The sequence below is a fragment of the Alkalihalobacillus sp. MEB130 genome, assembly GCF_032335535.1.
Lineage (GTDB): Bacteria > Bacillota > Bacilli > Bacillales > Bacillaceae_D > Halalkalibacter.
The window spans coordinates 43,407-69,377 of the sequence record NZ_JAOANA010000009.1 but is presented as its reverse complement, the minus strand read 5'-3'; the positions used below and the strand labels follow the sequence as shown (position 1 = coordinate 69,377).

Genomic DNA, 25,971 nt, shown 5'->3' with positions numbered 1-25,971 from the left:
AGCTGAATTTTTTAATAATCTTAATGAAACATAAGGGGGAATAGGGTAAGAGAGTGCCAGAAACTGTAAGCGTTTACCAGGAGGGCGTGTAAAGAATTTAGTTATCTAACTTTATTGGGGGGAAATATTATGAAAAAGATTCATTTCATGATGATTGCTATTTTTACAGTTTTTGTTATTGCAGCATGTGCGGCACCAAACGAAAGTACATCTAATCAAAGTTCACCTGATACAGCACCAGCAGAAGACGTGGATACAAGTGATTCAGAATTTGTTATCGGTGCATTGTGGTCTGCGACTTCTGTTCCACCAGTGCAGGTCATTTTAAATAGAATTGAAGAAGTTGCTGCAGAAGCCAATGGAACAATTGTTAATATGGATGCCCAATTTGACCCACAAACTCAAGCAACTCAAGCTAGAAACTTACTAACACAAGGTGTAGATGCAGTATTCGTTAACGTTATAGATCCAGAGGGGATTGTACCGAGTGTTAAGGAATTAGAAGAGGCAGGTATCCACGTTATTGTTGGAACGCTTCCGGTTTCGCCTTCTGCTAATGATTACATTGCGTCATTTGTCGGTCCAGATAATATTAAAGCTGGTAATCTTGCTGCTGAATTAATGCAAGAGGCACTAGTGGATGGTGGAAAGGTTGCCATCATTGAAGGAGATCCTGGAATTACAGTGACAGAGCGTACGGCAGGATTTGAACAAGCATTAGAAGGAACAAATATTGAAATTTTAGAGAAACAAGTGTCAGAGCAATGGGACCGTTCAAGAGCTTTATCGATTATGCAAAACTACTTAACGAAGTATCCGGACCTTGATGGTATTTTCGTTCATAACGATGATATGGCAATGGGGGCAATTCAAGCTCTAAGACAAGAGGGTAAGCTAGATCAAGTTACGGTAATTAGTTTAGGAGGAACATTTGAGGCAGTGGATGCAATTGAAGCTGGAGAAATGTATGGAACGGTAACGGAAGATTTAGTTTGGACAGCGGAAATGCAGATGGATGTTGCTTTAAAAGTTATTAATGGAGAAGAGGTCGATAAAGTTGTCGATGTTCCTTTAGGGAAACTTACGAAAGACAACTTAGATAGTTTTACTCCAACTTATTAATCATCATTTAGTTCTATTAATATTGTAGATTTTTTTAAGGAGGGCTTTTAATCCTAAGCCCTTCTGTTTAATATTCATGCCAGAAAAAAGACGAGTGGGTGATAGGAATGAGTATTTTAGAAATGAAGAGAATCAGTAAATCATTTCCAGGAGTAAAGGCGCTTAACGAAATAGAGCTAGAAGTTCGTAAAGGAGAAGTCCATGGCCTGCTTGGTGCGAACGGTGCCGGGAAATCGACATTAATGAAGGTGCTTTCAGGAGTAATTCAACCAGATGAAGGGGAGATTTATTTTAAGGATGAAAAAGTTGAATTTTCCTCTCCTCTCGATGCCCAACAGAAAGGAATCGTCATTATCCATCAGGAACTAAGCCTTGTTCCCATGCTATCAGTCGCTGAGAATATATTTTTGGGAAGGCTTTACGGCAGTAAGTATAATGTGGATTGGAAAGAAGTGCATGAGAAAGCAAAGTATTATTTAAAACAGGTTGGAACAGAAATCAATCCAGCTACGATCGTAAGAGATCTGAGTGTAGCTCAAATGCAACAAGTTGAAATTGCCAAAGCTCTTTCCTTTAATGCCGATTTAATTATTATGGATGAACCTTCCGCTGTATTAAGTGGATCAGAATTAAAGCAATTGTTTGAAACAATTGAAACATTAGTTGAACAAGGGGTAACGGTCATTTATATCTCTCACCGCTTAGAAGAGATTGACCGCATATGTAATCGTATAACGATCATGCGAGATGGAGAAGCGGTTGGCACAAGAGTTGTAAAAGAAACAAGTAGAGAAGAAATTATTAAGGGAATTGTTGGTCGCGATATAGAGGAAGAGTATCCGACAATGGAAACGATCGAGCTTGGAGAGGAAATATTGGCTGTCAAAAATCTAACTCAAAAAGGAAAGCTGCGTGATGTTAGCTTTCAATTAAAGAAAGGTGAAATCTTAGGCATTGCTGGTTTAGTAGGTGCGGGGAGAACGGAAATCGCTCGTTGTATCTTCGGCGCCGATAAATTTGATGAAGGTGAATTAGTATATAAAGGCAAGAAAATCAAGGTTTCTAATCCGAGAAAGGCAATTGAACTCGGAATTGCTCTTGTTCCAGAGGATCGAAAAGAACATGGATTAATTACAAAATTTTCGTTGAATCGAAACTTTACAATGGCAGCATTGAAAAAGATAAGTAAGCTTGGATTTGTCCGTTGGTTTAAGGAAAATGAGGCGTCTAAAGAATTGGTTCAAAAGCTTAGTATTAAGACACCATCCATTCATCAATTAGCCGTTAACTTAAGTGGAGGGAACCAGCAAAAGGTAGTCGTTGCTAAGTATTTATTTTCGGATGCAGATATTTTAATACTCGATGAACCAACAAGAGGTGTGGATGTTGGGGCAAGGAGAGAGATTTATACGGTTATTCAAGACTTAGTCAAAAATGGAAAATCAGTTTTGTTAATATCCTCTGACTGGGCTGAGCTAATTGCTTTAAGTGATCGGATTGTGGTTCTACATGAAGGAAAGGTAAAAGGGGAATTGTCAGGATCTGAAGCAAGTCCTGAAATGATCCTTCAAAAAGCACTAGTTTAAGAAAGGGGTGGTTACAGTGGAAACAGTTACTGAAAAAAGGAATGAAACTCAACTAAAACGAATGAAGAGTAAAGTTGATTTAGCTGACTTAGGTCCAGTTTTAGCATTATTGATCCTAATCATTATCGGTTCAATATTATCACCAGTTTTTCTTACAAAAGGTAATCTTTTAAATATATTAACTCAAATTTCTGTTCTAGGTTTAGGTGCCATAGGCATGACCTATGTTGTTATTGGAAGATTCTTTGACTTATCTGTAGCGGGAATGCTGTCTTTAAGTGCAGTATTAATTGTTGGTTTCCAACCCTTCTTAGGAACAATTGGAGCCATCTTTGCTGTTATTCTTGTAGCATTAGTAGTAGGTTTAATAAATGGATCTATTCTTCGATTTATTAAAGGGGACTTTGGTGCTTCGATCATGATCACATTTGGTACAGGAACAATCCTTGCCTCTTTAGCTTTATTATATACAGGAGGTTTTACATTAAATCCTGAACGAGATACTGTTTTCACTTGGTTTGGTAATGGCTCATTTCTAGGTATACCCGCACCTATTGTTACGTTAATTTTCTTCTCTATTATTTTGCATGTGGTGTTGAAGTATACGACGTTTGGAAGAGCCATTTACCTAACAGGTGCCAATCATGAGGCTGCTCGTTTATCTGGGATTCCGATTCATCGCATTCGAACGATTACGTTTATGATTGTAGCTGTTCTCGTTTCGATAGGGGGGTTAATTAGAAGCTCTCAAACTTTGAATGCTTCTCCAGTCGTCGGTGTTGGCTTTGAATTAGATGTAATCGCTGCTGTCGCTATTGGTGGAACAAGTTTGGCAGGAGGAGCAGGAAATATTTCTCGTACATTAGTCGGTGTTCTGATTATAGGTGTACTTAATAACGTTTTTGTTCTTATGGGGTTAAGTAATTATGACCAAATGATGGCAAAAGGGTTAATAATTGTTGCTGCACTGTTACTTGATAGACGTAAAGAGCTAAAGCTAGTTAGGAAGGGGTGACAAAATGTCCATTTTAAAGAGAGTATACAGTCAAAAGGTACTATTAATTTTAATCGGAATGGTCATTTTTGCTTCGGTCAGTTCTCCTTACTTTTTGACATTTCAAAATGTAACGTACTTAGTAACACAGCTTAGTATATTTGGAATCATGGCATTAGCGATGACCTTTGTCATATTAAATAAAGAATTTGACCTCTCAATTGGTGCGGTTATGGCCTTTTCAGGTATTTTTATGGTTAAGATGATTCCTCAGACCGGTATTATTGTAGCAATTCTGTTAACGCTTTTGCTAGGAGTGATTATTGGATTAATTACAGGATTCTTAGTAGCTTATTTAGGGTTAAATTCTTTTGTCGTTACGTTGTGTGCGATGTTCTTTTATAATGGTCTAGCCTTATCTGTTTCAGGTGGACGTCCAGCAAGTGCGCAAGATCCAGTTTTAAACTATATTAGTTCAGGAACCTTTTTGGGTATCCCGAATTTGATCGTGATGCTCCTGATCCTAACCTTACTTGCTGATTATGTATTGCGAAAAACTAAGTACGGTCGCAACGTATACGCAGTTGGTGGAGATGAACAGGTGGCAAGACTAACAGGAATCTCAGTAAGGTTCTACAAAATCAGTGTATTTGTCATTTCCAGTGTGGCAGCAGCACTTGCAGGTATTCTATTAACTGGTATGTTAAATTCGGCATCACCATTTGTTGGAAGTAGTGCAGCATTAACTGTTATCTCAGCTGTTGTTATTGGAGGTACTAGCTTAGCAGGAGGAGAAGGGAGTATACCAAAAACGTTAATGGGATTGTTTATTTTAGGAATTCTTGATAATTTACTTGGCTTATTAAATGTCCATTCCTTCTATCAGACCTTTATATTAGGGGCTCTACTGGTATTTGTCATTGGTTGGGATTTTTATGCGAGGAGTAAAAAGCAAGTGTTGGTAGCTCATTAGTGAATGGGGCTTGTTCTTATGTTTTTACTGGAAGAGAGAAAATTTATATAGTTTCTTTAGCCAACAATTTTGTATGTATGGAGTATATACGAGAATTCAAAAGCACAACGAGCAGTTGAAATCTCTGCTAGTTGTGCCTTTTTTGCGCAAATTCCGGATGCCTAAAGAACCGTCCTCGTACCTCCCCGTTCAATTCAAGAGAACTAACTTTTGAAAATTCCTCGATTATTGCTCATATCAAGAGGTCAGATAGTAAGGGTAGGCCAGTAATAGGTTTTTTTAAAGCATTGATACTAATCGTACTAATTTTCACAGGAGATTCAAACCTAATCTGCCGTGGTTGTAATTTTCTGAATAATGTACTATTAGTTTAAGAATTCTATTTAGAGGCGCCCCAGATGACAAGGTAAGTAGCTAGAAAAACTGTCGTCTCGAAGCAAAAGTTGGTTGAGTTTTCTTGAAGAAACCAAATATTTATTAGGTGGATAATAAACCATATGGGAGGGGAATGAATGATGACTGTTGAAATGCAAAATAAAAACTTGTTGGATCGTGTGTTGATTGAAATCCGCTCTCGACGAGACGAATTTGAGGAGAAGCGCCACGTACCTCGAGACATGATAGCTCAACTAAAGCAATTGGGTGTTTACCGAGCTCACGCGCCACGTTGCTTTGGTGGCGATGCCAGCTCGCCCTCGGAGTTCCTTAGGCTGATTGAAACAATTTCGGAGGCTGATGGTTCAGCCGGATGGGTGGCGAGCTTCGGGTCTGCTGCGATCTATCTTGCGGCTTTGCCGCGTGAAACGCTCGCACAACTTTATGCAAATGGGCCAGACGTGTCCTTCGCTGGCGGTCTGTTTCCAGTCCAACCCGCCGAGAAAGTTGCGGGAGGTTGGCGTGTAAACGGGCTTTGGAAGTTTGCAAGTGGGTGCAAGGGCGCTGATATTCTTGGCGTTGGTATAGGCACGGGGGAAGGTGGAAAGCCGCTCACGGCTGTGCTTATGCCAGAGGACGTGGATATCGTTGAGAACTGGGAGGTTTTCGGAATGCGCGGAACCGGTAGTCACGACCTGCGCGTGAAAGACGCCTTTGTTTCTGATGAGTGGACCTTTGTCCGTGGTGGTGTACCTTCTATTGAAGAGCCGATTTATCAATATCCGTCGGTCGCTTATGCAGCACAGGTACTAGCAGTGGTCAATCTTGGTGTAGCCCGTGCCGCCCTGAATGAAGTCTCTCAAGTAGCCGGTAATCGTTCTAGTATCACCGGAGCACCGAAGATGGCTGATCGCGCTTACTTACGAATCGCTGTGGCAAAGGCAGAAGCCTCGTTAAGATCAGCCCGTGCCTTTTTCTACGAAGCCACCGACTCCGCTTGGGACTCTATCTTGAAGGGTGACGGTGTTTCTGCAGACCAAACAAGCATGCTTCGTCTGGCAGCCGTTCAGGCTACTCGCGCAGGTGCTAGCGCCGTCCAGTCTGCCTATCTCCTTTCCGGCACCGCGGCGATCTATGATGGCCATCCGCTACAGCGTTATCTACGAGATGCAATGGTCGTCACTCAGCATGCATTCCTTAATGAAGGCATTTATGACAATGCTGGATCGGTATTTTTGGGCGTACCACCGATGCCTGGATATATTTAATTCGGAGTAAATTGCTGCTTTTTCGATTATAAGTTCCAATAATTGTCCTTTGTCGAGTTGTCGATAAGGGACTCTCTTTTTGTATTTCAATTTTCTTGACGAAATCAATCTAAACCGCTTAATTAATAGTTTTGTATAAGGTTTACAACGTAAATAAAAATGGAATTGGCTTGGAAGCTTTTAATGAAGAATAGGAAAAATAGAGTTTATCTTAAAAAATTACGGGTTTAAGTCGTGTTTCTTTTCGCGATATAGGACATATAATCGATATCGTGTTGGACTAATATACCCTTTATATTAGATGCAAGATTATTTTTCAAAAAAAAATTTTGTTATTTCATTATTTGAAATATCTATGTTTTCGTTACAAGTCCCTACTAGTATCATAGGAAATAGGAAGTTTATCACTTATTGAAGGAGGCATGAGCGAAGAGTAATCCTAAATATGGAAGCGTTTTCGATCGTGAAGGACTTGTAAGTACGTATATACTTAATCAAAACTTATGGAGGTTAATGATGAAAACAGAACCTAACTTTGATACTGCTCAGCTTGCCCATGTTGAAATTTTTTCGCCTAAACCAGAGGAGTCGTTACACTTTTTTAAGAACTATCTTGGAATGGAAGAATCATATCGACAAGGTCAATCGGTCTACTTACGAGCTTACGAAGACTTTTATCACCATTCATTGAAAATTACTGAGGCGAAAGAGCCTGGAATGGGACATACAGCATGGCGTGCCAGTTCAGAGCAAGCTTTGGAAAGACGTGTAAACGCTATAAAACAATCAGGTTATGGGCAAGGGTGGTCTGAAGGCGACTATGGACATGGTCCTGCTTATCAATTCTTAACTCCAGATGGACATAATATGGAGATTTTATGGGAGGTAGATTATTACCAAGCACCTGAAGATAAGTGGACACCTTTATTAAACCGCCCGCAAAAAAGACCAACACGCGGTGTCCCAGTTAGAAGAATTGATCATGTTAACTTACTAGCTAGCGATGTAACAAAGAATAAGGAATTCATGATGGACCAACTTGGGTTTAAACTTAGAGAGCATATTGCGTTAAACAATGGCCAAGATGGTGCTGCGTGGCTAAGTGTAAGTCCGCTTGTACATGAAGTTGCTTTTATGGGAGATCAAGCTGGTGGAAAAGGGCGCTTACATCATATTTGTTATTGGTATGGGTATCCACAGCACCTTTCAGATATTTCAGATCTACTTACAGAGAATGGTTATCAAATTGAGGCTGGCCCAGGTAAACATGGTGTAAGCCAAGCTAATTTTCTTTATGTTTTTGAACCAGGTGGAAACCGTGTAGAACTATTTGGTGATAGTGGATATCTTATTTTTGATCCTGATTGGAAGCCAATCTCTTGGAAAGAAGAGGAAATAGAAAAAGGGATTATTTGGTATGGTGCGCCGCTTCCATCAGAGTATTTTAAATATGGTACGCCTGTTATTGATAAGAAAATTCCTTCTAAATCATAAGATCCATTTTCCCATTTTACAAAAAGGCATGCTAAAAAGCATGTCTTTTTTGTAACCGTATGTGATTAGAAAAGAAGTTTTTAGGTTAATTTCAAATTATGAAATTAATATATTCATTATTCAGACTATTATCAGTTAAACTAGTCTTCTAAAGGCGTCTTGTAGAACAAGGTTTGTAACTACTATCTATAAATTGCGATAGGAGGCTGATTATGACTAAAAGAATTGTAGCAATATTTCACTCCCTTCTTACTTTAATGGGTGTTCTTGGTAAACTAACCATCGTTATGATAAGTTTATTGATTTTGTTAGAGGTCATCTCATTAAAGCTTTTCAATTATTCTTTTAATTGGGTTTTAGAATTAACCGAATACTTATTAGTATTTCTTACACTTTTTGGTGCTGCCTGGTTATTACGTCAAGATGGTCACATACGTTTCGACTTATTAATCAACCGATTTAATGTTAAAAATCAAGTGATTTTTGGAATAATTAATTCCATTATAGGATTTCTTATATCAATCACCATAACCATAAGTGGTTTTATTACTAGTTGGGGATTGTTTCAAAGAGGTGTGAAGACTGAAACCATGTTACAACTTCCTAGGTCCCTCTTAATCGTAATTATTCCAATCGGTTTTTTATTTTTAGCAATTCAATTTTCGCTAAATATTATAGCTGGAGCGAAGAAGCTAAGAGCTAAAGATCTTGCAAAAGTAACGGAGGACATTTAAATGGAATGGTGGTTAAGCTTAGTTCTCATTTTTGGTAGCATGTTTATACTCTTTTCAATTGGATTGCCGATTGCTTTTGCATTCTTAAGCATCAATATCATAGGTGTAATCTTTCTTTGGAATGGAAGTTCAGGATTAAACCAATTAGTGTTAAACATGTTTAACTCTATTTCAACTTTTTCGTTATTACCTATCCCGATGTTTATTTTAATGGGAGAAATTATGTTTCGAACAGGCCTAGGGCTAAAAGTGTTTGAGACGATTGGAAAATGGATGGGGAAAGTACCTGGTCGATTAAGTATTGTAACAGTTGGTAGTGGAACGTTGTTTGCAGTTCTAAGTGGTTCTAGTGTTGCGAGTACTTCTTTGCTTGGATCTCTCTTAGTTCCAGATATGCAAAAAAGGGGCTATAGTCATTCCATGTCTGTTGGACCAATTTTAGGAAGTGCTGGTCTTGCTTCTATGATCCCGCCTACGGCACTCGGTGTATTATTAGCCTCGCTTGCTTCTATTCCTGTCGGACACTTTTTGGTCGCGATCGTTTTACCTGGAATTATTTTAGCGTTCTTGTTTTTATTTTACATTATAATCCGTTGTTCTCTCCAACCTCATTTAGCTCCAAGTTATGAAGTCGAAGATATCCCTTTAGTTGAAAAAATAACGGATACAATAAAATACATTCTTCCATTAAGCATCGTTATTTTTCTGTTGTTAGGGTTTATTATTTTTGGGATTGCTACTCCAACACAAAGTGCTGTTTTAGGAGCGGTTGGTACATTACTTTTATCATTTTTTTATGGAGGTTTTTCTTGGGCAAAAATATGGGACTCGTTAACAGGGGCATTTCGATCAAGTGTGATGATTTTAATGATCATTATTGGATCAACTACTTTTGGTCAACTATTGAGTTATACAGGTATAACCCAAGGACTTGTTCAATTACTAAATGGATTAGAATTTCATCCAATTGTTATTTTGATTCTTATACAAATTTTATTATTGATGCTAGGCTGCTTTATGGAGCCATTATCCATTATGATGATTACTCTTCCTGTCCTAATGCCAATAGCGAATACAATGGGGTACGACCCTCTATGGTTTGGTGTAATTATTTTGCTCAATATGCAGATAGCAACAATTACTCCTCCTTTTGGAATGGATTTATTTGCTATAAAGGGAGTCATGCCTAAAAATTCAATTACCATGACTGAGATTTATATAGCAGTATTGCCTTTTTTATTATTAAATTTACTTTTGATGGTTATATTAGTCGTTTTTCCATCCGTTAGTCTTTGGTTGCCTAGTCTAATGAAATAAAAAATTAATTAGATATTTCAAAGTTTGAAATCCAATAATTGATTGATATTTTTCAAAGATATAACCTTAATAGTTAAAAGGAGGGGTGATGTGTATAACTAGAAGTCTATTCGAATTGTTTGAGTGAGTTAAATTTTATTGGAAATTAGACAGAGGGAGGTTTTTATGACGTCTATTTTAAGAGAAAAAATAGTGGGTCCAACAGCTTGGAAAGGAATTGAATTGTCTAAGGATGATTCTTGGGTTTATTATTTAACGCCAAAGATGATAATGGCTCTTGAAGAAGCGTTACGTTTTGTGCAACAAAAAGGGTTAAAAGCACCTAATTTTAAAAAGAAAGATTTTCCAATCTCGAATTTATCCGCTGAAGTTTCGTACTTTGTGAACGAACTAGAAAATGGGAAAGGATTTCTAGTCATTCGTGGACTGCCAATTGAAAAGTATACTGATGAAGAAGTGAGCATTATTTATTATGGACTTGGACTTCATATGGGGATTCCGGTTACACAAAATGAAAAAGGAGAACTATTAGGACATGTCACTAATATAGGTAACACTTCGAATAAAAACGTACGTGTTTATCAAACGAATACTCATCTACCCTTTCATACTGATTTATCTGATGTTGTCGGCTTGCTTTCACTTCGAAAAGCGAAATCGGGAGGGTTAAGCAGTCTTGTCAGTGCTGTTACCGTTTATAATGAAATTTTGGAGAAATATCCAGAATATCTTGGATTACTTTATCGACCTATCTACTTTGATCACCTTGGGGAGAAAATGCCTGCTTTATCACCGATCTTTAGTTATTATAATAGGAAGTTAAGTTGCAGGTATATGCGCGGTTATATTGAATCGGGGCACGAGAAAAGAGGGCTAGAACTATCCAAAGTAGAAATCGAAGCTCTAGACGTAATTGATTCTATTCTTCATGATGAGAACATTCGAATGGATATGATGCTCGAACCAGGAGATATCCAATTTGCAAACAATTATACCGTTCTTCATTCCCGTACATTCTTTGAAGATTATGAAGAACCAGAACGCAAACGGCATTTATTAAGGTTATGGCTAGCAATGCCAAATGGAAGAGAACTTGCATCTAATTTTTCCAGGCGCCGTGGCATTCCTTTACGTACTTAAAATGATACTGGTAAGCAAGGTTTCTTGAAAAATTAGAGGAGGAGTGTTTATGAAAAAAATTATTTATTTAGTGTCGTTATTATTTCTATTAGGTGCCTGCTCAAGTGAAAACAGTAATTCGAGTTCATCAGAAAGTCCTTCCACAGAAGCGGAAAGTAATAGTGGTGAAGAACTAGTTCTGAATGCAGTAAGTTTTCTTTCAAAAGATCATCCTCTAACAGCCACAATTCAAGATTGGATTGATCAAGTTGAAGAGGGCACAGAAGGGAGAGTGAAAGTAAACTGGAGAGGAGGTGCCGATGTTATCCCAGTAGGGGAGCAATTCGAAGCTCTAAATTCAGGGGTCATTGATATTAATTTTACTTACATTGGCCAATATCAATCATTAGCTCCTGAATCGTTAAGTATAGCACTTTCACAAGCTCAACCATGGGAAGAGCGTGAAAATGGTTTCTATGATTTCATGGTAGAACGTCATAAGTTACTAGATACAATGTATATAGGGAGATGGTTAACTGGTTCACCACGAATTTGGTTAAATGAACCAATTTCAAGTGTCGATGACTTTTCCTCAATTACACTTCGATCTGCACCTAACTATAATAGGTTGTTTGATGAGATGGGTGTTAATTCAGCTATGATTGATCCTTCAGAAGTATATACATCTTTACAAACAGGCATCGTTGATGGCTTTGTTTACGGGGGATTGAGTGGCCCAAGAACAGATGGGTGGACAGATTCAACAAAGTATGTCCTTGATCATCCATTCTGGACACAAAACTGTACAATATTGATGAATTTAGAAAAATGGGATCAAATTTCTACTACTGATCAAGAAGCGATTTTAGCAGCTACAGCAGAATATGAACGTTACATGGTTGACTATTATGAAGAACTGGATAAAGAGGAAAGAGTTGCACTTGAAGAAGCTGGAGTTGAATTTTTTGAGTTTTCTGAAGAAGAAAAAGAAAAGTTTTTAGACCTTGCTTACGAAGTTGAATGGGATTATCTTGTACAAGAAACGCCAGAACTCATTGAAAAAATGAGAGAGCTGACAGGTAATTAGCAAGTTATTAATTTGTTTGTGAATAAGATTTGACTAAATACCTAGTAAAGGGTCTCTCATCTTCCTTGATGAGAGACCCTTTAGATATTAGAAAGTACATAGATTAAAAACAATGATGTTAAAAGTCACAATGTCTAGAGATATTTTGAGAGGTTAACAATAGTTGGTTTTTTACGGTTTTTATTGCTTCAACGTCGTTAAGTGTTTGCTTGCTTATAGAAAGACTAAGAGAACAAGTAACATCGCCTAAAAAGTTATAGATAGGTACTGCAATCCAAGAGGAATTCTCCTCATATTCTCCGTGATCAAAGGCGTAACCCCGTTTCTTAATTAATTTTAATTCTTCTGCTAGTAAATTTGGATCTGTAATTGTGTTATTTGTTTTTCTAATGAGTTTCTTCGATAACACTTTCTTAATGGACTTCTCTGTTTGATAAGCTAAAAGAATCTTTCCAGCGCCTGAACAATGAAGCGGTTTTCGATCACCTATTTTTGTATTCATACTAATGGCCTTATTTGGCTCTACTTTTGAGAGGCAACAAACTTCTTCATTTTCTAATATAGCTAGTAATACGGTTTCCTGTGTTCGTTTAACAAGTGAATCAATGTAGGGGGTTGCCATCAAGTAATCTTTATATTGCTCTGTGACTGTTTGTCCCCAGCCTAGTAGTTGTGAGCCAAGGCGGTACCTTCTAGATTTAGTTCGAACTAGAATTCCTTCATTTGATAATGATTTTACAATATGGTGTACAGTACTTCGATTCATCTCCAATCGATCTGCAATATCGCAAATTCCTAGTTCAGGGGTTTCAATAGAAAAACTATTAATAATATTAATGGCATTCTTAACAGATCCTAGCATATCATATCACTCCTAAAAATTTGATTATGTATAACAAGTTTTTTAGATTAGAATGATGGCCTATATCCTTTATTATTTCAAGAAAAAAGAGACTTTCTATTACTGTCAAAAAATTAATGATAAGGAAGCAGATAATGTGAGATGAATATACGTAGTTAGAGTTTTGTCGAATCTTATAATTATTATTAATTTTACTCAAGTAATCTACAAAAATCAGAATTCATGGAAGTAAATATAACGAGGTTCTCTTCAATGATAAAATGTAAGCCTTTACATTTTATCATAAAAAATGGTTCTGATAAATGATTTTACTAACTATTTAATATTTTTCAAAAATATTTCTTTGGATTTCAAATAATGAAATTAGTAGGTTGTTCCCGTGATTTTCAAAAGGTAAAGTAAAATCATAATAAAGCGAAGGAGGAAAATAATGCTTGATATTCAAAAAAACAAATTGCTGACTGAGACGAATTCAGGAACACCAATGGGAGAAATGTTTAGAAGATATTGGATTCCTGCTATTACCTCAAATGAAGTCGTTGCAGATGGGAAGCCCTTAAGAGTTAAACTATTAGGTGAAGATCTTGTAGCATTTCGAGATTCAGATGGTAAGGTTGGTTTGATAGATGAAGCTTGTCCTCACCGTGGTACTTCATTATATTACGGAATTAATGACGGCTGTGGGATCCGATGTATGTATCACGGATGGAAGTTTAACACGGAAGGCGACTGTGTCGACTTACCATCTGAACCAAAGGGCAGTAATTTCTCTAATAGTATAAAGTTGAAATCATATCCAGTGCAAGAACGAAATGGAATTGTTTGGACGTATATGGGGCCAGAGGAAAAAAAGCCTGAATTTCCAGAGTTTTTTTGGATGAGTCTGCCCGAGGAAAATTTATTGGCTGAACGGGTATGGCAAGAATGCAATTACTTACAGGTAATGGAAAATGATTTAGATTTTGTTCATGCTGCCTTTTTACATAAGGCACATGCAACGCAAAGTGTGGATGAGGGAATTTTAAGCACAGATTTAGGAATTGACCCTGAGCATCCACTTGTTAGAAACCCTCCCGTTAAGCAAGTAGTTGAGAATACGAACTATGGTAAACGTTGCTTAGCAATGGGAGAAGGCAATGCAAAAGAAGATGCTTTTATGGAAATTCATTATATTTTTCCTTTCTATACATTTCCGCCTCGGTTTGAGGGAGAAGATGGAATGTGGCATGCTTTTATTCCTCGTGACGATCATAGTACATGGAGCTGGGATGTTCAATTTTCCCAAAAGAAACCAATTGATGCAAAAGCGCAACATGAACGTCGTGGCTTAGACCTTGATGAGGATTTAAGAAAGCGCAAAAATTTGAATAATGAATATGAACAAGATCGAGAATTAATGAAAAGCGGAAACTTTACTGGTATACGAGGAATTGCTAATCAAGATCACGCCGCAACAGAAACGATGGGAGAAATCGTTGATCGTTCAAGAGAGCATCTAGGAACGAGCGATTTACCTGTCATTCAAATGCGTCGAATCTTGTTAACGTCTGTTAAAAAATTTCAAGAGGGAGTCGAGCCTTTACAACTAGATATGGATTCTTTAAAACAACTATATAGTGCTGGAAAGTATGCACCAAAAGGTCAACCATGGCAACAGGCTTTACCGTTAAGTGAAAAGTTTGCTGTTAAAAAAACGACTAAGAACTAATATGATTGAACTTCCAGAAGAAGGAGAAAACCATTGAAAGCAAAGAAATATGATGGCTTCGAGTCCTTTAATTATTTAGAAGCAGGAAAAGATTATAAACTTTTCGAGTTAGATAAGTCAGAATATTTAAACAGTTATTATGATTTAACGAGAGAAGATCAAGAAAGAGTTAATACTATATTTGAAAAAAACTTGATAATTTCCATGCGAGATCATGGGTTTATTGTGCCGAAACGAAAAGAAGACATTATTCCCTATTGTAGGCAGCCGTACACTCACTTTCACTATGAAGGGTTAGCACGAGCAGGAGTAGATGTTATATTTGAAAATTTTATGGATGGAATCTCGATTATTTCCTCTACTGAGGGGTTGAAATGGGATGATATCATTTGGACACTAGGTATCCGCTATTGTGATATTGCTAAGCAAGATTCTGTTTTTATTGCTAGTAGTATCTCTGATTTAAAAAAGGCTAAAAGACAAGGAAAAGTGGCATTAATTCCTTCGCTTGAGGCAGCTAGTGCTTTAGAAAATGAATTAGGTCGTGTTGATCTTCTATATGGATTTGGCGTTCGATGTATGGGGATAACATATAACCATGCGAATACTCTTGGATCTGGTTTAGCCGAAGTACGTGATGGCGGATTAACAAAATTCGGGAATAGAGTTATTGAAAGAATGAACAAGTTAGGAATGATGGTTGATATTTCTCATTGTGGTGATGTGACAAGCATCGATGTAATTGAACAGAGTGAAAAACCAGTTTTTATTACACACGGTGGTGCGCGATCTTTATGGAATACACCGCGCATGGTTCCTGATCATATTTTGAAAGCATGTGCCGAAACTGGGGGAGTAATTGGAATTTGTGCAGCTCCAAATACAACATTAACAAAGTCAAGAAGTGAACATACGATTGATTCAGTAATGGAGCATTTTGAGTATATCGTTAATTTGGTAGGTATTGATCATGTTGGATTTGGCCCTGATACTTTTTACGGAGATCATGTAGCACTACAACATGAATTCGATAATATGCTCGCTATATCCGATTCACATACAGGTGAGGAAAAGTTTAGAGAATCGGATTATGTAAAAGGACTGGAAAATCCCTCGGAATCAATGATTAATATCGTGAAATGGTTAGTTCGTAAAGGTTACAGCAATGCTGATATTAAAAAGGTCACAGGTGCTAATGCTTTACGAGCCATTAAACAAACTTTTGAAAATTAGCTTTAAGGGAAGGAGGTTCTTAATTGCTACTAGATGGATATGGACGAGTTGCAATTGTTACAGGTGCAGCACAGGGTCTTGGTTATGAAATTGCCAAGGAACTTCTACATGAAGGGAAGAAGGTAGTTTTTGTTGACATAAACAAAGAGGATCTAATGCAGATTGAAACATCTCTTACTGACAATGAAAAAAACCGTGTAATATTTGTTTCCATTGATGTTTCAAACGTAGATGAGATTCAGTATTGTGTTAATCATGTTATTGAAAAGTGGGGAAGAATTGATATTCTTGTTAATAATGTGGGAGTACGAACAGAAACAACAATTGAAGATATGGATTTAGAAGAATGGAATCGTGTATTATCAATTAATTTAACCGGTACTTTTTTCTTTTCTCAAGCGGTTATAAAAGTGATGAAAGAGCAACAATGGGGACGGATCATAAATATGTCTTCGTTTGCTGGTCAGGCGGGTCCATTAACTTCTGGTGCCCATTACTCAGCGTCAAAAGCAGGTCAATTAGCATTAACAAAAGTTTTTGCTAGATCATTGGCAAATGATGGGATTACAGTAAATGCTATTACACCAGCGGCTATTCAGACACCTGAAATGGATAAAATTCCAACTGATAAATTGGCGAATATGATAAAGGCGATACCTGTAGGACGGGTAGGGCAGTCAGAGGAAGTTGCGAAACTAGTAAACTATCTTTGCTCTGATAATAGTGGGTATATTACTGGATCAACTGTAGATATCAATGGTGGACTTTTTATGAGGTAAATAATAAGGAGTGATAAATTTGGGAATTAAACATGACGTACCAAAAATACCTAGTCCGTTAAGAGTGATGATTAAGTTTGAGTCAACTGGATGGTTTAATACATCAGCAGAAGAAAGAAGTGAAACGATCTTACCAAACCTCAATGAAGCATTAGAAAGTTGGAAAGAAAATGGGGCAGAATTAATTGGAACAATTGATCGGGATATTTTTACAGCTGGTCTTGCTGGAGATGAAGGATGGCATGCAGTTTTATTGTACAATGTTCCAGACTTGCAAGCAGTGACTGCTATGACTCATTCTTTTCGGTCATCAGGTTTAGATAGATATTTTCGATTAGAGGCTATTATCGGGAGACCGTTCTTTTTACTTGAGAAGTAACTTTTTATGTCTGAATATTACTAAGATACAGAAAGCTTCGCGGGCAAATGTATACAGAAACATTGGATTGCCACATTGTAGAAAAGAGTTAAAAAACAACTAGTAAATCGTAGTAAAACAATTAGATTCGAAAACTACTAGCAAGCGTAAAAAGAGAGGGGAAACAATGATGAAACAAAAGTTCTTTGGCCTATTAATCGCCATGTTATTTATCTTTGTACTAACAGCTTGTGGTAGTTCGCCATCAACATCTGAAGAAGCACCAGCAGATACACAAGAAAATGATTCTTCAACTGAAGAAACGACTGTATCAAGTGAAGATCCTATTAAATTAACATACGCCTTTTTTGCTCCTGCTAACACGTTCCCGGCAGTTCAAATGCAGAAGTGGAAGGATGAGCTTGAAGCTAGAACGGATGGAAAAGTTGAAGTAGAACTTTTTCCAGGGGGATCATTGCTGCAAGCAAACAACATGTATGATGGTATTCGTAACAAAGTAGCTGATATAGGTCTGTCTGTAACTAGTTATGAACCAGGTATGTTTCCGCTGATGGGGATATCAGATATGCCGTCTGGTTATCCAAGTGGAGAGGTTGCTAGTTTAGTTGTTAACGAATTAGTTGAATTGTACCCTCCAGAAGCATTTGATGATATGAAAATCATTACTTCTTTTGCAACAGAAGCAGCCTATCTTCAAAGTGCAGACCCTATTGCAAGTCTTGATGATTTGAGTGGAGTGCAGCTACGAATTTCAGGCTCTTTAACTCCAATTATGGAGGCTTTAGGAGCAGCTCCGGTTGGAATGTCCAATGCAGAAGTGGCTGAGGCAGTTCAAACAGGTGTTGTTAGAGGAAATGTTTCATCTCGTGAGGTATTAATGGATTTAAGTCTAGCAGAAAATTTGAAATATGTAACAGATTATCCCTTAACTGTTTCAAGTTTTATTGCTGTTATGAATCAAGACACATGGAATTCATTGCCTAATGATGTCCAAGAAGTCATTAATGACTTGAATAAAGAAATGGGTCAATTTGCTGGGGCTTATTTAGATTCACAGGTTCAAGAAGCAATGAATTGGAGCAGAGACGAGCATGGTCTAGAAGTCGTTTCTTTGACAGATGCGAGCGCTTGGGATGAACGTGTTGGATCATTACAAGATGATTTAGTGGCTGAGCTTGAGGAACAGGGATATCCGGCTGAAGAATATAAAGAGAAGTTGTATGAATTAATTGAGAAATATTCGAACCAATAAGCTGGTAAATGAGGGTGACTCAAAAACAAGTGTCCTGTCTTTAGCAAGTTGCTAGATGACCAGATCTTCACTAGAGTCACCCTCATGTTTTTAAGGGGGGACATCGAATGGAAAGTGATAAGCAAGTTGACATTAAACCAACTAACGGAATGATAGAGATGATTAGCTTGCAATTTAATAAAGCGCTTCTTGTTTTAGCAGGTTTATGTATTACATTAATGATGTTTTTAATTGTTGGAAATGCGATTGTTCGTGTTTTTGCTAAACCTTTTTCAGGAACAGTAGAAGTTGTAGGGTGGCTTGCAGCCATTGCTATCTCTTTTTCTCTTGGGTACACACAGCTTCAAAAAGGCCATGTCAGTATAGATTTACTTATTCAAAAATTCCATCCTGTTATTCAAAAGGGAGTTCAGTTGATCATATACGCTGCCAGTTTACTATTCTTTGCGATGGTCGGATGGCAAATGATCGTTTATGCAACTAGTTTAATGAATGCTGGTACGGTGTCTTCAACTTTAAGAATTGCATTTTATCCCCTTGTTTATCTTGTTGCAATTGGGTTTATCGGAATTACATTTGCATTGCTTACGGATTTAATAAAGTTGCTTAAAGTAGGTGGTGAATAAATTGGAACCAGCATGGATAGCGGTTATAGGAATAATCGGCTTATTTGTTCTCATGTTCTTAAGAATGCCAATAAGTTTTGCTATGTTTATTATCGGTTTTTTGGGATTACTCATTATGTCTAGCCCAGTAGCTACATTTAATTTGCTTAGCTCAGAAATTTGGACTTCTTTCTCTAGTTACACACTAAGTGTAATACCTATGTACATCTTAATGGGAGAAATTGTTTTTAGGACAGGTGTGACTGTAAAACTGTTTGATGCTGCTTACAAATGGGTTGGTCAATTTAAAGGAGGAATGGCAAGCACAACAATTTTAGCAAGTGCAGGCTTTGCCTCTATTTGTGGTTCAAATACTGCGACAGCTGCTGCGATGGGGACCATGGCTTTACCTGAGCTGAAGAAATATAAATATAATGAAGCACTTAGTACAGGTAGTGTAGCAACTGGAGGAACGCTTGGAATTATTATTCCACCTAGTACCGTACTCATTGTCATTGCCATACAGACCGAGCAATCAATCAGGAATTTGTTTACAGCTAGTTTAATTCCAGCGATATTTTTAACGGTTTTATTATTTTTAACGGTCGTGTTCTTATGTCAGAAAAATCCTGATTATGGACCAGCCGGACCTAAATTTCCATTAAAAGAAAAATTAGTATCTCTATTAGGGATTATCCCTATTGTTCTATTATTTATCTTTGTCATTGGTGGTCTCTATCTAGGTTGGTTTACACCAACTGAGTCAGGTGCTTTTGGAGCGTTTGGTGCCATTATTATTACACTCGCGATGAGACAACTAACTTGGGATAAATTTAAAACTGCGATTGTTAGTACATTAAAATCGGCTACGATGGTTATGGCTCTTATTGTCGGAGCGACGATTTTTGGTAGATTTCTTACTATTACGAGACTTCCGTTTGAAGTTGCTGAGTGGGTAAACAACCTACCTGTACCGACGATGGTTATCCTTATTTGCATATTGCTAATCTATGTAATTGGTGGTTCGATCATGGATGCATTAGGCTTTTTGATTATATCGATTCCGATTTTTTTCCCAACAGTCGTTGCACTCGGTTATGATCCAATTTGGTTCTCTGTGCTTCTTTGCGTTGTTACAAGTATGGGTGCAATTACACCCCCTGTAGGAGTAAATGCATTTGTAGTTCAAGGGCTAAGTCCCAAAACTCCCATAACAACAATTTTTAAAGGTGCTGGATATTTTCTTGTAACGTATGTCATTTTTATAGTCATTTTAATATTGTTCCCGCAAATCGTTTTGATTGCTTTGTAAATTGTGGTGAGGAGGTGTGATAAACTGTTTGTTTTATCTTTGGTCGAACTGAGTGATGAAATACGTCAGGAACTTTCTGAAGAATTTGAAAAAATATCTTTTTCGTATATTAAAGAAGAAAAAGTTATTTTAGAAAATATAAAAGAAGCTGATGTTCTTATTACGTATGGAGATCATCTAAAGAGAGAATTTATCGAAAAAGCTCAGAAGTTAAAGTGGATTATGGTTTTAACAGCTGGTATAGAGCAAGTGCCACGAGATTTGGTTATAGAGAGAAATATAATTGTAACAAACGTAAAAGGAATACACAAAACACCGATGGTGGAATATGCCATGCTAATGATGATCCAGACGTTGAGACATAACAAAACAATGATTGAAGATGAACAAAATCATACATGGGATAAAATGAAATATGTCGAAAGTATTGATGAAATTACCGGGAAAAATCTAGCGATCATCGGGACTGGTGAGATTGGACAGAAGATTGCTGAAGTGGCCAAAGCCTTTCAAATGAAAACTCACGGTTATAACTCTAGCGGGAGATCGGTTCCATATTTTGATGTTATTTGGACAGGAGATGCGATATTTAACATGCTAGAACAAGTAGATATTGTTATCTCAATTTTGCCATCTACCCCTGACACAAAAGGGTTCTTACATGCTAAACATTTTCAATCCATGAAAAATGACGCTGTTTTCATTAATATCGGTCGCGGAGACACGGTAAATGAAGGCGATCTAATTTTAACTTTGGAAAAAGGAGATATAGCGCACGCGGTATTAGACGTTGTTGAACAGGAACCTCTAGATTCGTCTCATCCGTTTTGGAGTATGAAGAATGTTACGATTACCCCGCACATTGCTGGAGTGTCAATAAACTATCATGTTCGTGCTATTGAGATCTTTAAACAAAATTTAAGAAAATATGCTAGTGGTACAACCGAAGGTTTTCGGAATGTTATAGATTGTGAGCGTGGATATTAAGTAAGCATACCGAAAGGGGAACAACTAAATGGGAAATGAGGAGTTAGTAACAACGGTACGTTTTCAATCAATAGAGGAAGAAAGAAGACATCGTAAAACGAGGTTAGCTGCTGCTTTCCGTTTGTTTTCAAGATTTGGTTTTGATGAAGGGTTGGCAGGACATATTACAGTTCGCGATCCAGAACACAAAGACTGTTACTGGGTAAACCCTTTTGCTGTTCATTTCAGTTTAATTAAAACTTCCGATCTTGTATTGGTGGATGAAAATGGAGAAGTAGTGGAAGGTAAAGGGCAAGTAAACAAAGCAGCATTAGCGATTCATACGCCAATTCATCAAGCAAGACCAGATGTCGTAGCAGCCGCTCATACACATGGAATATATGGAAAAACGTGGTCAACACTTGGCAGATTGCTAGATCCAATAACACAAGATTCATGTGCTTTTTATGAACAGCATTCGCTATTTAATAGTTATAGTGGAGTTGTCTATGGTGATGATGAAGGTCAAAGAATTGTGAATGCATTAGGCCAGAACAAAGCGATGATCCTTGCTAATCACGGACTCTTAACTGTAGGGCAATCAGTAGAAGAAGCTGCCTGGTGGTACATTAGCATGGAAAGGTGCTGTCAGTCTCAATTATTGGCAGAAGCAGTCGGAACTCCTAAACAAATTGATCATGAGAGTGCTATTCATACGTCCAAACAAGTAGGTGCCCCTTGGGCAGGAGAAGTTCAATTCAATTTATTATACGAAAGAATTGTTCGAGAACAGCCTGATTTATTAAATTGAGGAGGAACAGCATTAATGGAGTTCAAAGAATACGTTAAGAAAATACTCGCCCCACTTGACAATGAGCAGGAAATAGAGCTTTTGGATGTAGAACCAGCCTTTCAGTTTTCATTAGAAGATTGGAGGGGAGTCGATGAGTGAACTATTATTCAAAGATATTAAGAGTCTTTCAAACATGATAGCGAATAAAGAGATTTCACCTGTAGATGTAACAAAGCAGTCACTTGAACAAATTAAGAAGTTAGATCCTGTATTAAATGCTTTTATTAAAGTGATGTCTGATTCAGCATTAGAAGAAGCCTCTATATTAGAAAAAGAAGTGATGACTGGTCAAATACGTGGTCCATTACATGGAGTGCCTATTGCTGTGAAGGATTTGTTAGAAACAAAAGGAGTTGAGACAACGGCTGGGTCGAAAGTATTTGAAAATTGGATCCCAAGTGATGATGCAACAGTTATATCAAAATTAAAAGAAGCTGGAGCCATTATAATTGGGAAAGCGAATCTGCATGAATTTGCGATGGGGGCAACAACTGAAAATGCTACATTTGGAAATTGCCGTAATCCGTGGGATGTAACGAAGATTCCAGGAGGATCTAGCGGTGGATCTGCCGTTGCAGTTGCAACGGGAATGAGCTTTGGAGCCATCGGCACTGATACGGCGGGCTCTATTAGGCTACCTGCAGCTATTTGTGGAATTACTGGAATAAAACCTACTTATGGAAGGGTAAGCCGAAAAGGTTGTTTGCCATTTAGCTGGTCACTTGATCATATTGGACCGATGACGAGATCAGTGGGAGACTCCGCTCTCATGCTAGATATTATTTCTGGTTATGATTCAAGTGATTCTTCTTCATCCAAAGTATCAGCTCCAGTTGATTATTCTCCATTAACAAGTTTAAAAGGATTGAGATTAGGGGTTATTCACTCTCATTTTTTTGAAGAAATTAGTCCAGAAGTTGAGATGGTTGTAATGAGAGCGATCTCTGACTTAAGGCAATTAGGCGCAGAAGTAGTTGACGTCGAGGTTGATGGGTTGGAAGAAGTTCTTAACTCCCTTAAGCTTATTGCTCAATCTGAAGTAGTTGCTTTCCATGAGCCGATTCTAAAAAAGTATAAACATTTATATGGAGAGGATTTGCAGTTTCGTTTTCATTTCGGCCAAGATGTATTAGCCACTAATTATATCAATGCACAAAGAACAAGGAAGTTGTTCCTCTCCAGATTTCTGAATAAAATCAATGATTTGAATATTGATGCAATTGTGGCTCCTACAAACGCAATAGAGCCCTTTTCAATAGGCACCATTCCTCCCCAAGAAGCTATAAACAATATGTTTACGTTAGGGAGAACACCATTTGCCAATATTACTGGGTTACCTGCGCTGACCATTCCTTGTGGGTTTATGCCTAGCAATCTTCCAGTAGGGCTCCAATTAATAGGTAAGCCATTTGAAGAAAGCAAACTTTTTCAAATTGGTGATCTATATGAAAAAACTCAAGAGTGGGTTAGTAAATTAGAAGAAAATATTATTTATTTAAAAACGTTGGTCTAAATATAAACGGATAGAAGGGATGATTTGCACATGAATATTGCTGTTATTGGTGGAGGGAACGGTTGTTATGCAGCGGCTGCGGATTTAACAGAGAGTGGTCATGATGTAAGGTGGTGGAGAAGAAACGCAGACGATTTTGCAACTATTATTCAAAATCAGAGTATGAAGGTACGCGATATTAATGGGACTAGAGTGGTAGACCTAGCTCTTGTTAGTACCAATTTGAAAGATGTGATAAGCGGGGCAGAATTAATTGTGATCCCATTACCAGCCACTTCTCAACAATCTGTGGCTGAACAACTTTCTCCATATTTAGAAGATGGTCAGGTAATCTTTTTGCCACCTGGTACATTTGGCAGTTACGTAATGGCGAAAACGTTAGAAAATGAAGGTTGTCAAGCAGAAATAACGTTCGCAGAAACAGGGACATTGCCATACTTAGCGAGAAAGCATGACAGTGATACTGTATCAATTTCGGGACGTGCAACAAGGCTCCCAACTGGAGTTTTCCCTGCTGAGAGGTCCCAACATGCTTTTGATGTATTAATAAAAGCATACCCTTCTGTTGAACCGATTCAAGATGCACTTGATGGGGCTTTGATGAATGCTGGCCCAATCATTCATCCTCCGTTAATTATGATGAATGCAGGTCCTATTGAGCATTTTGATCGCTGGGATATTCATAATGAAGGAACTCAACCATCTGTACGAAGGATACATGATGCACTCGATGCAGAAAGAATAGCGGTTAGAGAAGCACTAGGTTATGGGGCTCCTCATTTTCCTCTAGCTGATCATTACAGTTTGGACGGAGAAGAGTGGATGTATGGAAATGGGGCACACGAAAAATTAGTTGACGGGAAAGATTGGTTAGAACCGTTAGATTTAAAGAAACATCGTTATATGCAAGAAGATATTGCATGTGGATTAGCGTTTCTAGTTTCTCTGGCCGATTGGCTAAACATTCCTGCACCGACAGCTACTGGACTGCTAGCGATTGCTTCAGGAGTAGCTGAGGAAAACTGGAGAGAAAATGGAAGAACGTTAGAGAACTTACATTTAAATACCCTTTCATTAGAGGAGATGAAAGTACTGTTAACTCAAGGAATAGGTGTTTCAATATGATGGATGAGCAATGGACTGTTTCTGTCATAGGTGCTGGGAGAATGGGAAGAGGGATTGCTCATGTCTTTGCTTATTCTGGCTATAAGGTTCATCTTGTTGATATAAAACAAAGAAATGAAGATGGGAAGCAGCAAATCAAAAAAGAAGCATTACAAGAAATCGAATCAAATATGACCTTCTTATCCTCGGTAAATGTTTTGGATGAAAATCAAATATCTGTAATAACGGACCGAATTTTTTTTCATCATGCAGAAGAGTTAGAAAAGGCTGTTATGAATGCAGACATTATTTTTGAAGCCGTACCTGAGGTCATCGATGTAAAAAAGGACGCTTTTCAAAAAGTATCTCGCTATGCAAACGATGCAGCCATTCTTGCATCGACAACCTCTACCTTCTTAGTAGATGAAATAGCCCAATTTGTTGAAAGGCCAGAGCGATTTTTAAATACACATTGGTTAAACCCAGCTTATTTGATTCCTCTTGTTGAGGTTAGTCCTAGTGAGAAAACAGATGAGAAAGTACTGCAGCAAACGAGAGAATTATTAGAGGCAGTTGGGAAAGTACCCGTAACATGCGCAGCCTCACCAGGCTTTATCGTACCCAGACTTCAAGCATTAACGATGAATGAGGCTGCAAGGTTGGCAGAGGAAGGAGTCGCTTCTGTTGAAGAAATAGATAAAGCAGCAAGAGTTGGTTTTGGCCTTCGTTTTGCAGTGTTAGGATTGCTGGAGTTCGTTGATTGGGGAGGCGGAGATATTCTGTACTATGCAAGTCACTATTTAAAGGATTCATTAAATGATGATCGTTTTAGCCCTCCTGATGTCATTTCTGAGAATATGAAAAGTGGAGATATTGGTATGAAATCGGGAAAAGGTTTTTACGACTTTAATGAAGTGAACGTTACAGAATATCAAAAACAAACCATTGTTAAGTTTGTTGATCTTCTTAACCATCTTGGTTTTATCAGGCCGCCAGCCACCAGCAAGTCAATTATCTAGGTAAATTGGTTCTGAGAAAGGAGAATCTATGATTCTTACAAATACGAATTTTACAGTAGTCGCAGTAGTTGGGTTAAATAAATACCTTTCTGAAGTAACCTACCCAACGTTACGGGAAATGTTAGAAGATGAAGTCATCCATATAAACGGAAATAGCATTCATGTAACCTCAATAGAAGTAACCAAGAATGATCATACAATCTATTTTTATGGTGATGTGATCAATTGAGTTTAAAGGAAGCACCTTTGCTACATGATTGGGTGCTTCTGATTCTCTTTCTTACAGTCTTATTAAACAAGCAAAAACTATTAGAAAG

General features: G+C 37.7%; 25 protein-coding genes. 24 read left to right on the top strand and 1 reads right to left on the bottom strand.

Annotation, left to right across the window (positions count from 1 at the left end; translation table 11 throughout):
• Positions 1 to 129 precede the first annotated feature (129 nt).
• From N0O92_RS10895 to dctP, 10 genes are all read left to right on the top strand, one after another.
• Positions 130 to 1,122 carry a sugar ABC transporter substrate-binding protein gene (locus N0O92_RS10895; RefSeq protein WP_315614684.1) on the top strand — a complete coding sequence of 331 codons (993 nt, stop codon included), beginning with the start codon at positions 130 to 132 and terminating at the stop codon, positions 1,120 to 1,122.
• A 107-nt stretch (positions 1,123 to 1,229) separates the two neighbouring features.
• The gene (locus N0O92_RS10890) at positions 1,230 to 2,708 is read left to right on the top strand and encodes a sugar ABC transporter ATP-binding protein (protein WP_315614683.1); all 1,479 of its coding nucleotides are present in this window, start codon (positions 1,230 to 1,232) and stop codon (positions 2,706 to 2,708) included.
• 16 nt (positions 2,709 to 2,724) lie between these two features.
• Positions 2,725 to 3,723, top strand: coding sequence for an ABC transporter permease (locus N0O92_RS10885; RefSeq protein WP_315614682.1), 999 nt, complete (start codon positions 2,725 to 2,727; stop codon positions 3,721 to 3,723).
• Positions 3,724 to 3,727: 4 nt separating this feature from the next.
• Positions 3,728 to 4,675, top strand: a complete 948-nt coding sequence (locus N0O92_RS10880; RefSeq protein ID WP_315614681.1) for an ABC transporter permease — start codon at positions 3,728 to 3,730, stop codon at positions 4,673 to 4,675.
• A gap of 512 nt (positions 4,676 to 5,187) precedes the next feature.
• Positions 5,188 to 6,318, top strand: a complete 1,131-nt coding sequence (locus tag N0O92_RS10875) for an acyl-CoA dehydrogenase family protein (protein WP_315614680.1) — start codon at positions 5,188 to 5,190, stop codon at positions 6,316 to 6,318.
• Between the two features lie 516 nt (positions 6,319 to 6,834).
• On the top strand, positions 6,835 to 7,812 hold the full coding sequence (locus N0O92_RS10870) for a catechol 2,3-dioxygenase (protein WP_315614679.1): 978 nt from the start codon (positions 6,835 to 6,837) through the stop codon (positions 7,810 to 7,812).
• A 212-nt stretch (positions 7,813 to 8,024) separates the two neighbouring features.
• Positions 8,025 to 8,546: a TRAP transporter small permease subunit gene (locus N0O92_RS10865; protein ID WP_315614678.1), complete on the top strand. Its 522-nt coding sequence runs from the start codon at positions 8,025 to 8,027 to the stop codon at positions 8,544 to 8,546.
• Positions 8,547 to 9,863 carry a TRAP transporter large permease gene (locus N0O92_RS10860; RefSeq protein ID WP_315614677.1) on the top strand — a complete coding sequence of 439 codons (1,317 nt, stop codon included), beginning with the start codon at positions 8,547 to 8,549 and terminating at the stop codon, positions 9,861 to 9,863.
• Between the two features lie 165 nt (positions 9,864 to 10,028).
• Positions 10,029 to 11,003 (top strand): TauD/TfdA family dioxygenase, encoded by a 975-nt coding sequence (locus N0O92_RS10855; protein WP_315614676.1) that lies wholly within the window; start codon positions 10,029 to 10,031, stop codon positions 11,001 to 11,003.
• A 49-nt stretch (positions 11,004 to 11,052) separates the two neighbouring features.
• On the top strand, positions 11,053 to 12,069 hold the full coding sequence (dctP, locus tag N0O92_RS10850; protein WP_315614675.1) for a TRAP transporter substrate-binding protein DctP: 1,017 nt from the start codon (positions 11,053 to 11,055) through the stop codon (positions 12,067 to 12,069).
• Positions 12,070 to 12,187: 118 nt separating this feature from the next.
• Here dctP and N0O92_RS10845 read toward each other — a convergent pair whose 3' ends face one another.
• Complete coding sequence (locus N0O92_RS10845) at positions 12,188 to 12,931, bottom strand: IclR family transcriptional regulator (RefSeq protein WP_315614674.1); 744 nt, start codon at positions 12,929 to 12,931, stop codon at positions 12,188 to 12,190.
• Between the two features lie 430 nt (positions 12,932 to 13,361).
• Between N0O92_RS10845 and N0O92_RS10840 the strand changes: the two genes are divergently transcribed.
• The 14 genes from N0O92_RS10840 to N0O92_RS10775 all read left to right on the top strand — a co-directional run bounded on the left by N0O92_RS10840 (position 13,362) and on the right by N0O92_RS10775 (position 25,883).
• The gene (locus N0O92_RS10840; protein WP_315614673.1) at positions 13,362 to 14,639 is read left to right on the top strand and encodes a Rieske 2Fe-2S domain-containing protein; all 1,278 of its coding nucleotides are present in this window, start codon (positions 13,362 to 13,364) and stop codon (positions 14,637 to 14,639) included.
• 33 nt (positions 14,640 to 14,672) lie between these two features.
• Entirely contained in the window at positions 14,673 to 15,872 is a 1,200-nt protein-coding gene (locus N0O92_RS10835) for a dipeptidase (RefSeq protein WP_315614672.1), read from the top strand.
• 23 nt (positions 15,873 to 15,895) lie between these two features.
• On the top strand, positions 15,896 to 16,651 hold the full coding sequence (locus tag N0O92_RS10830) for an SDR family NAD(P)-dependent oxidoreductase (RefSeq protein WP_315614671.1): 756 nt from the start codon (positions 15,896 to 15,898) through the stop codon (positions 16,649 to 16,651).
• Positions 16,652 to 16,670: 19 nt separating this feature from the next.
• Complete coding sequence (locus N0O92_RS10825) at positions 16,671 to 17,030, top strand: hypothetical protein (protein WP_315614670.1); 360 nt, start codon at positions 16,671 to 16,673, stop codon at positions 17,028 to 17,030.
• Between the two features lie 166 nt (positions 17,031 to 17,196).
• Positions 17,197 to 18,282: a TRAP transporter substrate-binding protein gene (locus tag N0O92_RS10820; protein ID WP_315614669.1), complete on the top strand. Its 1,086-nt coding sequence runs from the start codon at positions 17,197 to 17,199 to the stop codon at positions 18,280 to 18,282.
• 107 nt (positions 18,283 to 18,389) lie between these two features.
• The gene (locus tag N0O92_RS10815; RefSeq protein ID WP_315614668.1) at positions 18,390 to 18,908 is read left to right on the top strand and encodes a TRAP transporter small permease; all 519 of its coding nucleotides are present in this window, start codon (positions 18,390 to 18,392) and stop codon (positions 18,906 to 18,908) included.
• A 1-nt stretch (position 18,909) separates the two neighbouring features.
• Positions 18,910 to 20,199 carry a TRAP transporter large permease gene (locus N0O92_RS10810; RefSeq protein ID WP_315614667.1) on the top strand — a complete coding sequence of 430 codons (1,290 nt, stop codon included), beginning with the start codon at positions 18,910 to 18,912 and terminating at the stop codon, positions 20,197 to 20,199.
• 39 nt (positions 20,200 to 20,238) lie between these two features.
• On the top strand, positions 20,239 to 21,186 hold the full coding sequence (locus N0O92_RS10805; RefSeq protein WP_315614666.1) for a D-2-hydroxyacid dehydrogenase: 948 nt from the start codon (positions 20,239 to 20,241) through the stop codon (positions 21,184 to 21,186).
• Between the two features lie 28 nt (positions 21,187 to 21,214).
• Positions 21,215 to 21,976: a class II aldolase/adducin family protein gene (locus tag N0O92_RS10800; protein WP_315614665.1), complete on the top strand. Its 762-nt coding sequence runs from the start codon at positions 21,215 to 21,217 to the stop codon at positions 21,974 to 21,976.
• A gap of 15 nt (positions 21,977 to 21,991) precedes the next feature.
• Positions 21,992 to 22,117 carry a hypothetical protein gene (locus N0O92_RS10795; RefSeq protein ID WP_315614664.1) on the top strand — a complete coding sequence of 42 codons (126 nt, stop codon included), beginning with the start codon at positions 21,992 to 21,994 and terminating at the stop codon, positions 22,115 to 22,117.
• The gene (locus tag N0O92_RS10790) at positions 22,110 to 23,531 is read left to right on the top strand and encodes an amidase (RefSeq protein ID WP_315614663.1); all 1,422 of its coding nucleotides are present in this window, start codon (positions 22,110 to 22,112) and stop codon (positions 23,529 to 23,531) included. The genes N0O92_RS10795 and N0O92_RS10790 overlap by 8 nt, the downstream gene beginning before the upstream one ends.
• Positions 23,532 to 23,561: 30 nt before the next feature.
• Entirely contained in the window at positions 23,562 to 24,656 is a 1,095-nt protein-coding gene (locus N0O92_RS10785; protein ID WP_315614662.1) for an NAD/NADP-dependent octopine/nopaline dehydrogenase family protein, read from the top strand.
• Positions 24,656 to 25,654 carry a 3-hydroxybutyryl-CoA dehydrogenase gene (locus tag N0O92_RS10780; RefSeq protein WP_315614661.1) on the top strand — a complete coding sequence of 333 codons (999 nt, stop codon included), beginning with the start codon at positions 24,656 to 24,658 and terminating at the stop codon, positions 25,652 to 25,654. Before N0O92_RS10785 ends, N0O92_RS10780 begins: the two co-directional genes overlap by 1 nt.
• A 28-nt stretch (positions 25,655 to 25,682) precedes the next feature.
• On the top strand, positions 25,683 to 25,883 hold the full coding sequence (locus tag N0O92_RS10775) for a hypothetical protein (RefSeq protein WP_315614660.1): 201 nt from the start codon (positions 25,683 to 25,685) through the stop codon (positions 25,881 to 25,883).
• Positions 25,884 to 25,971: the final 88 nt, after the last annotated feature.

What these genes read in the sequence shown, in the direction of transcription:
- N0O92_RS10870 (WP_315614679.1), top strand. Translation starts at nt 6,835, where the DNA reads ATGAAAACAGAACCTAACTTTGATACTGCTCAGCTTGCCCATGTTGAA.
- N0O92_RS10865 (WP_315614678.1), top strand. Translation starts at nt 8,025, where the DNA reads ATGACTAAAAGAATTGTAGCAATATTTCACTCCCTTCTTACTTTAATG.
- N0O92_RS10890 (WP_315614683.1), top strand. Translation starts at nt 1,230, where the DNA reads ATGAGTATTTTAGAAATGAAGAGAATCAGTAAATCATTTCCAGGAGTA.
- dctP (WP_315614675.1), top strand. Translation starts at nt 11,053, where the DNA reads ATGAAAAAAATTATTTATTTAGTGTCGTTATTATTTCTATTAGGTGCC.
- N0O92_RS10840 (WP_315614673.1), top strand. Translation starts at nt 13,362, where the DNA reads ATGCTTGATATTCAAAAAAACAAATTGCTGACTGAGACGAATTCAGGA.
- N0O92_RS10845 (WP_315614674.1), bottom strand. Translation starts at nt 12,931, where the DNA reads ATGCTAGGATCTGTTAAGAATGCCATTAATATTATTAATAGTTTTTCT.
- N0O92_RS10875 (WP_315614680.1), top strand. Translation starts at nt 5,188, where the DNA reads ATGATGACTGTTGAAATGCAAAATAAAAACTTGTTGGATCGTGTGTTG.
- N0O92_RS10785 (WP_315614662.1), top strand. Translation starts at nt 23,562, where the DNA reads ATGAATATTGCTGTTATTGGTGGAGGGAACGGTTGTTATGCAGCGGCT.
- N0O92_RS10815 (WP_315614668.1), top strand. Translation starts at nt 18,390, where the DNA reads ATGGAAAGTGATAAGCAAGTTGACATTAAACCAACTAACGGAATGATA.
- N0O92_RS10895 (WP_315614684.1), top strand. Translation starts at nt 130, where the DNA reads ATGAAAAAGATTCATTTCATGATGATTGCTATTTTTACAGTTTTTGTT.
- N0O92_RS10880 (WP_315614681.1), top strand. Translation starts at nt 3,728, where the DNA reads ATGTCCATTTTAAAGAGAGTATACAGTCAAAAGGTACTATTAATTTTA.
- N0O92_RS10780 (WP_315614661.1), top strand. Translation starts at nt 24,656, where the DNA reads ATGGATGAGCAATGGACTGTTTCTGTCATAGGTGCTGGGAGAATGGGA.
- N0O92_RS10855 (WP_315614676.1), top strand. Translation starts at nt 10,029, where the DNA reads ATGACGTCTATTTTAAGAGAAAAAATAGTGGGTCCAACAGCTTGGAAA.
- N0O92_RS10860 (WP_315614677.1), top strand. Translation starts at nt 8,547, where the DNA reads ATGGAATGGTGGTTAAGCTTAGTTCTCATTTTTGGTAGCATGTTTATA.
- N0O92_RS10790 (WP_315614663.1), top strand. Translation starts at nt 22,110, where the DNA reads ATGAGTGAACTATTATTCAAAGATATTAAGAGTCTTTCAAACATGATA.
- N0O92_RS10820 (WP_315614669.1), top strand. Translation starts at nt 17,197, where the DNA reads ATGATGAAACAAAAGTTCTTTGGCCTATTAATCGCCATGTTATTTATC.
- N0O92_RS10775 (WP_315614660.1), top strand. Translation starts at nt 25,683, where the DNA reads ATGATTCTTACAAATACGAATTTTACAGTAGTCGCAGTAGTTGGGTTA.
- N0O92_RS10800 (WP_315614665.1), top strand. Translation starts at nt 21,215, where the DNA reads ATGGGAAATGAGGAGTTAGTAACAACGGTACGTTTTCAATCAATAGAG.
- N0O92_RS10795 (WP_315614664.1), top strand. Translation starts at nt 21,992, where the DNA reads ATGGAGTTCAAAGAATACGTTAAGAAAATACTCGCCCCACTTGACAAT.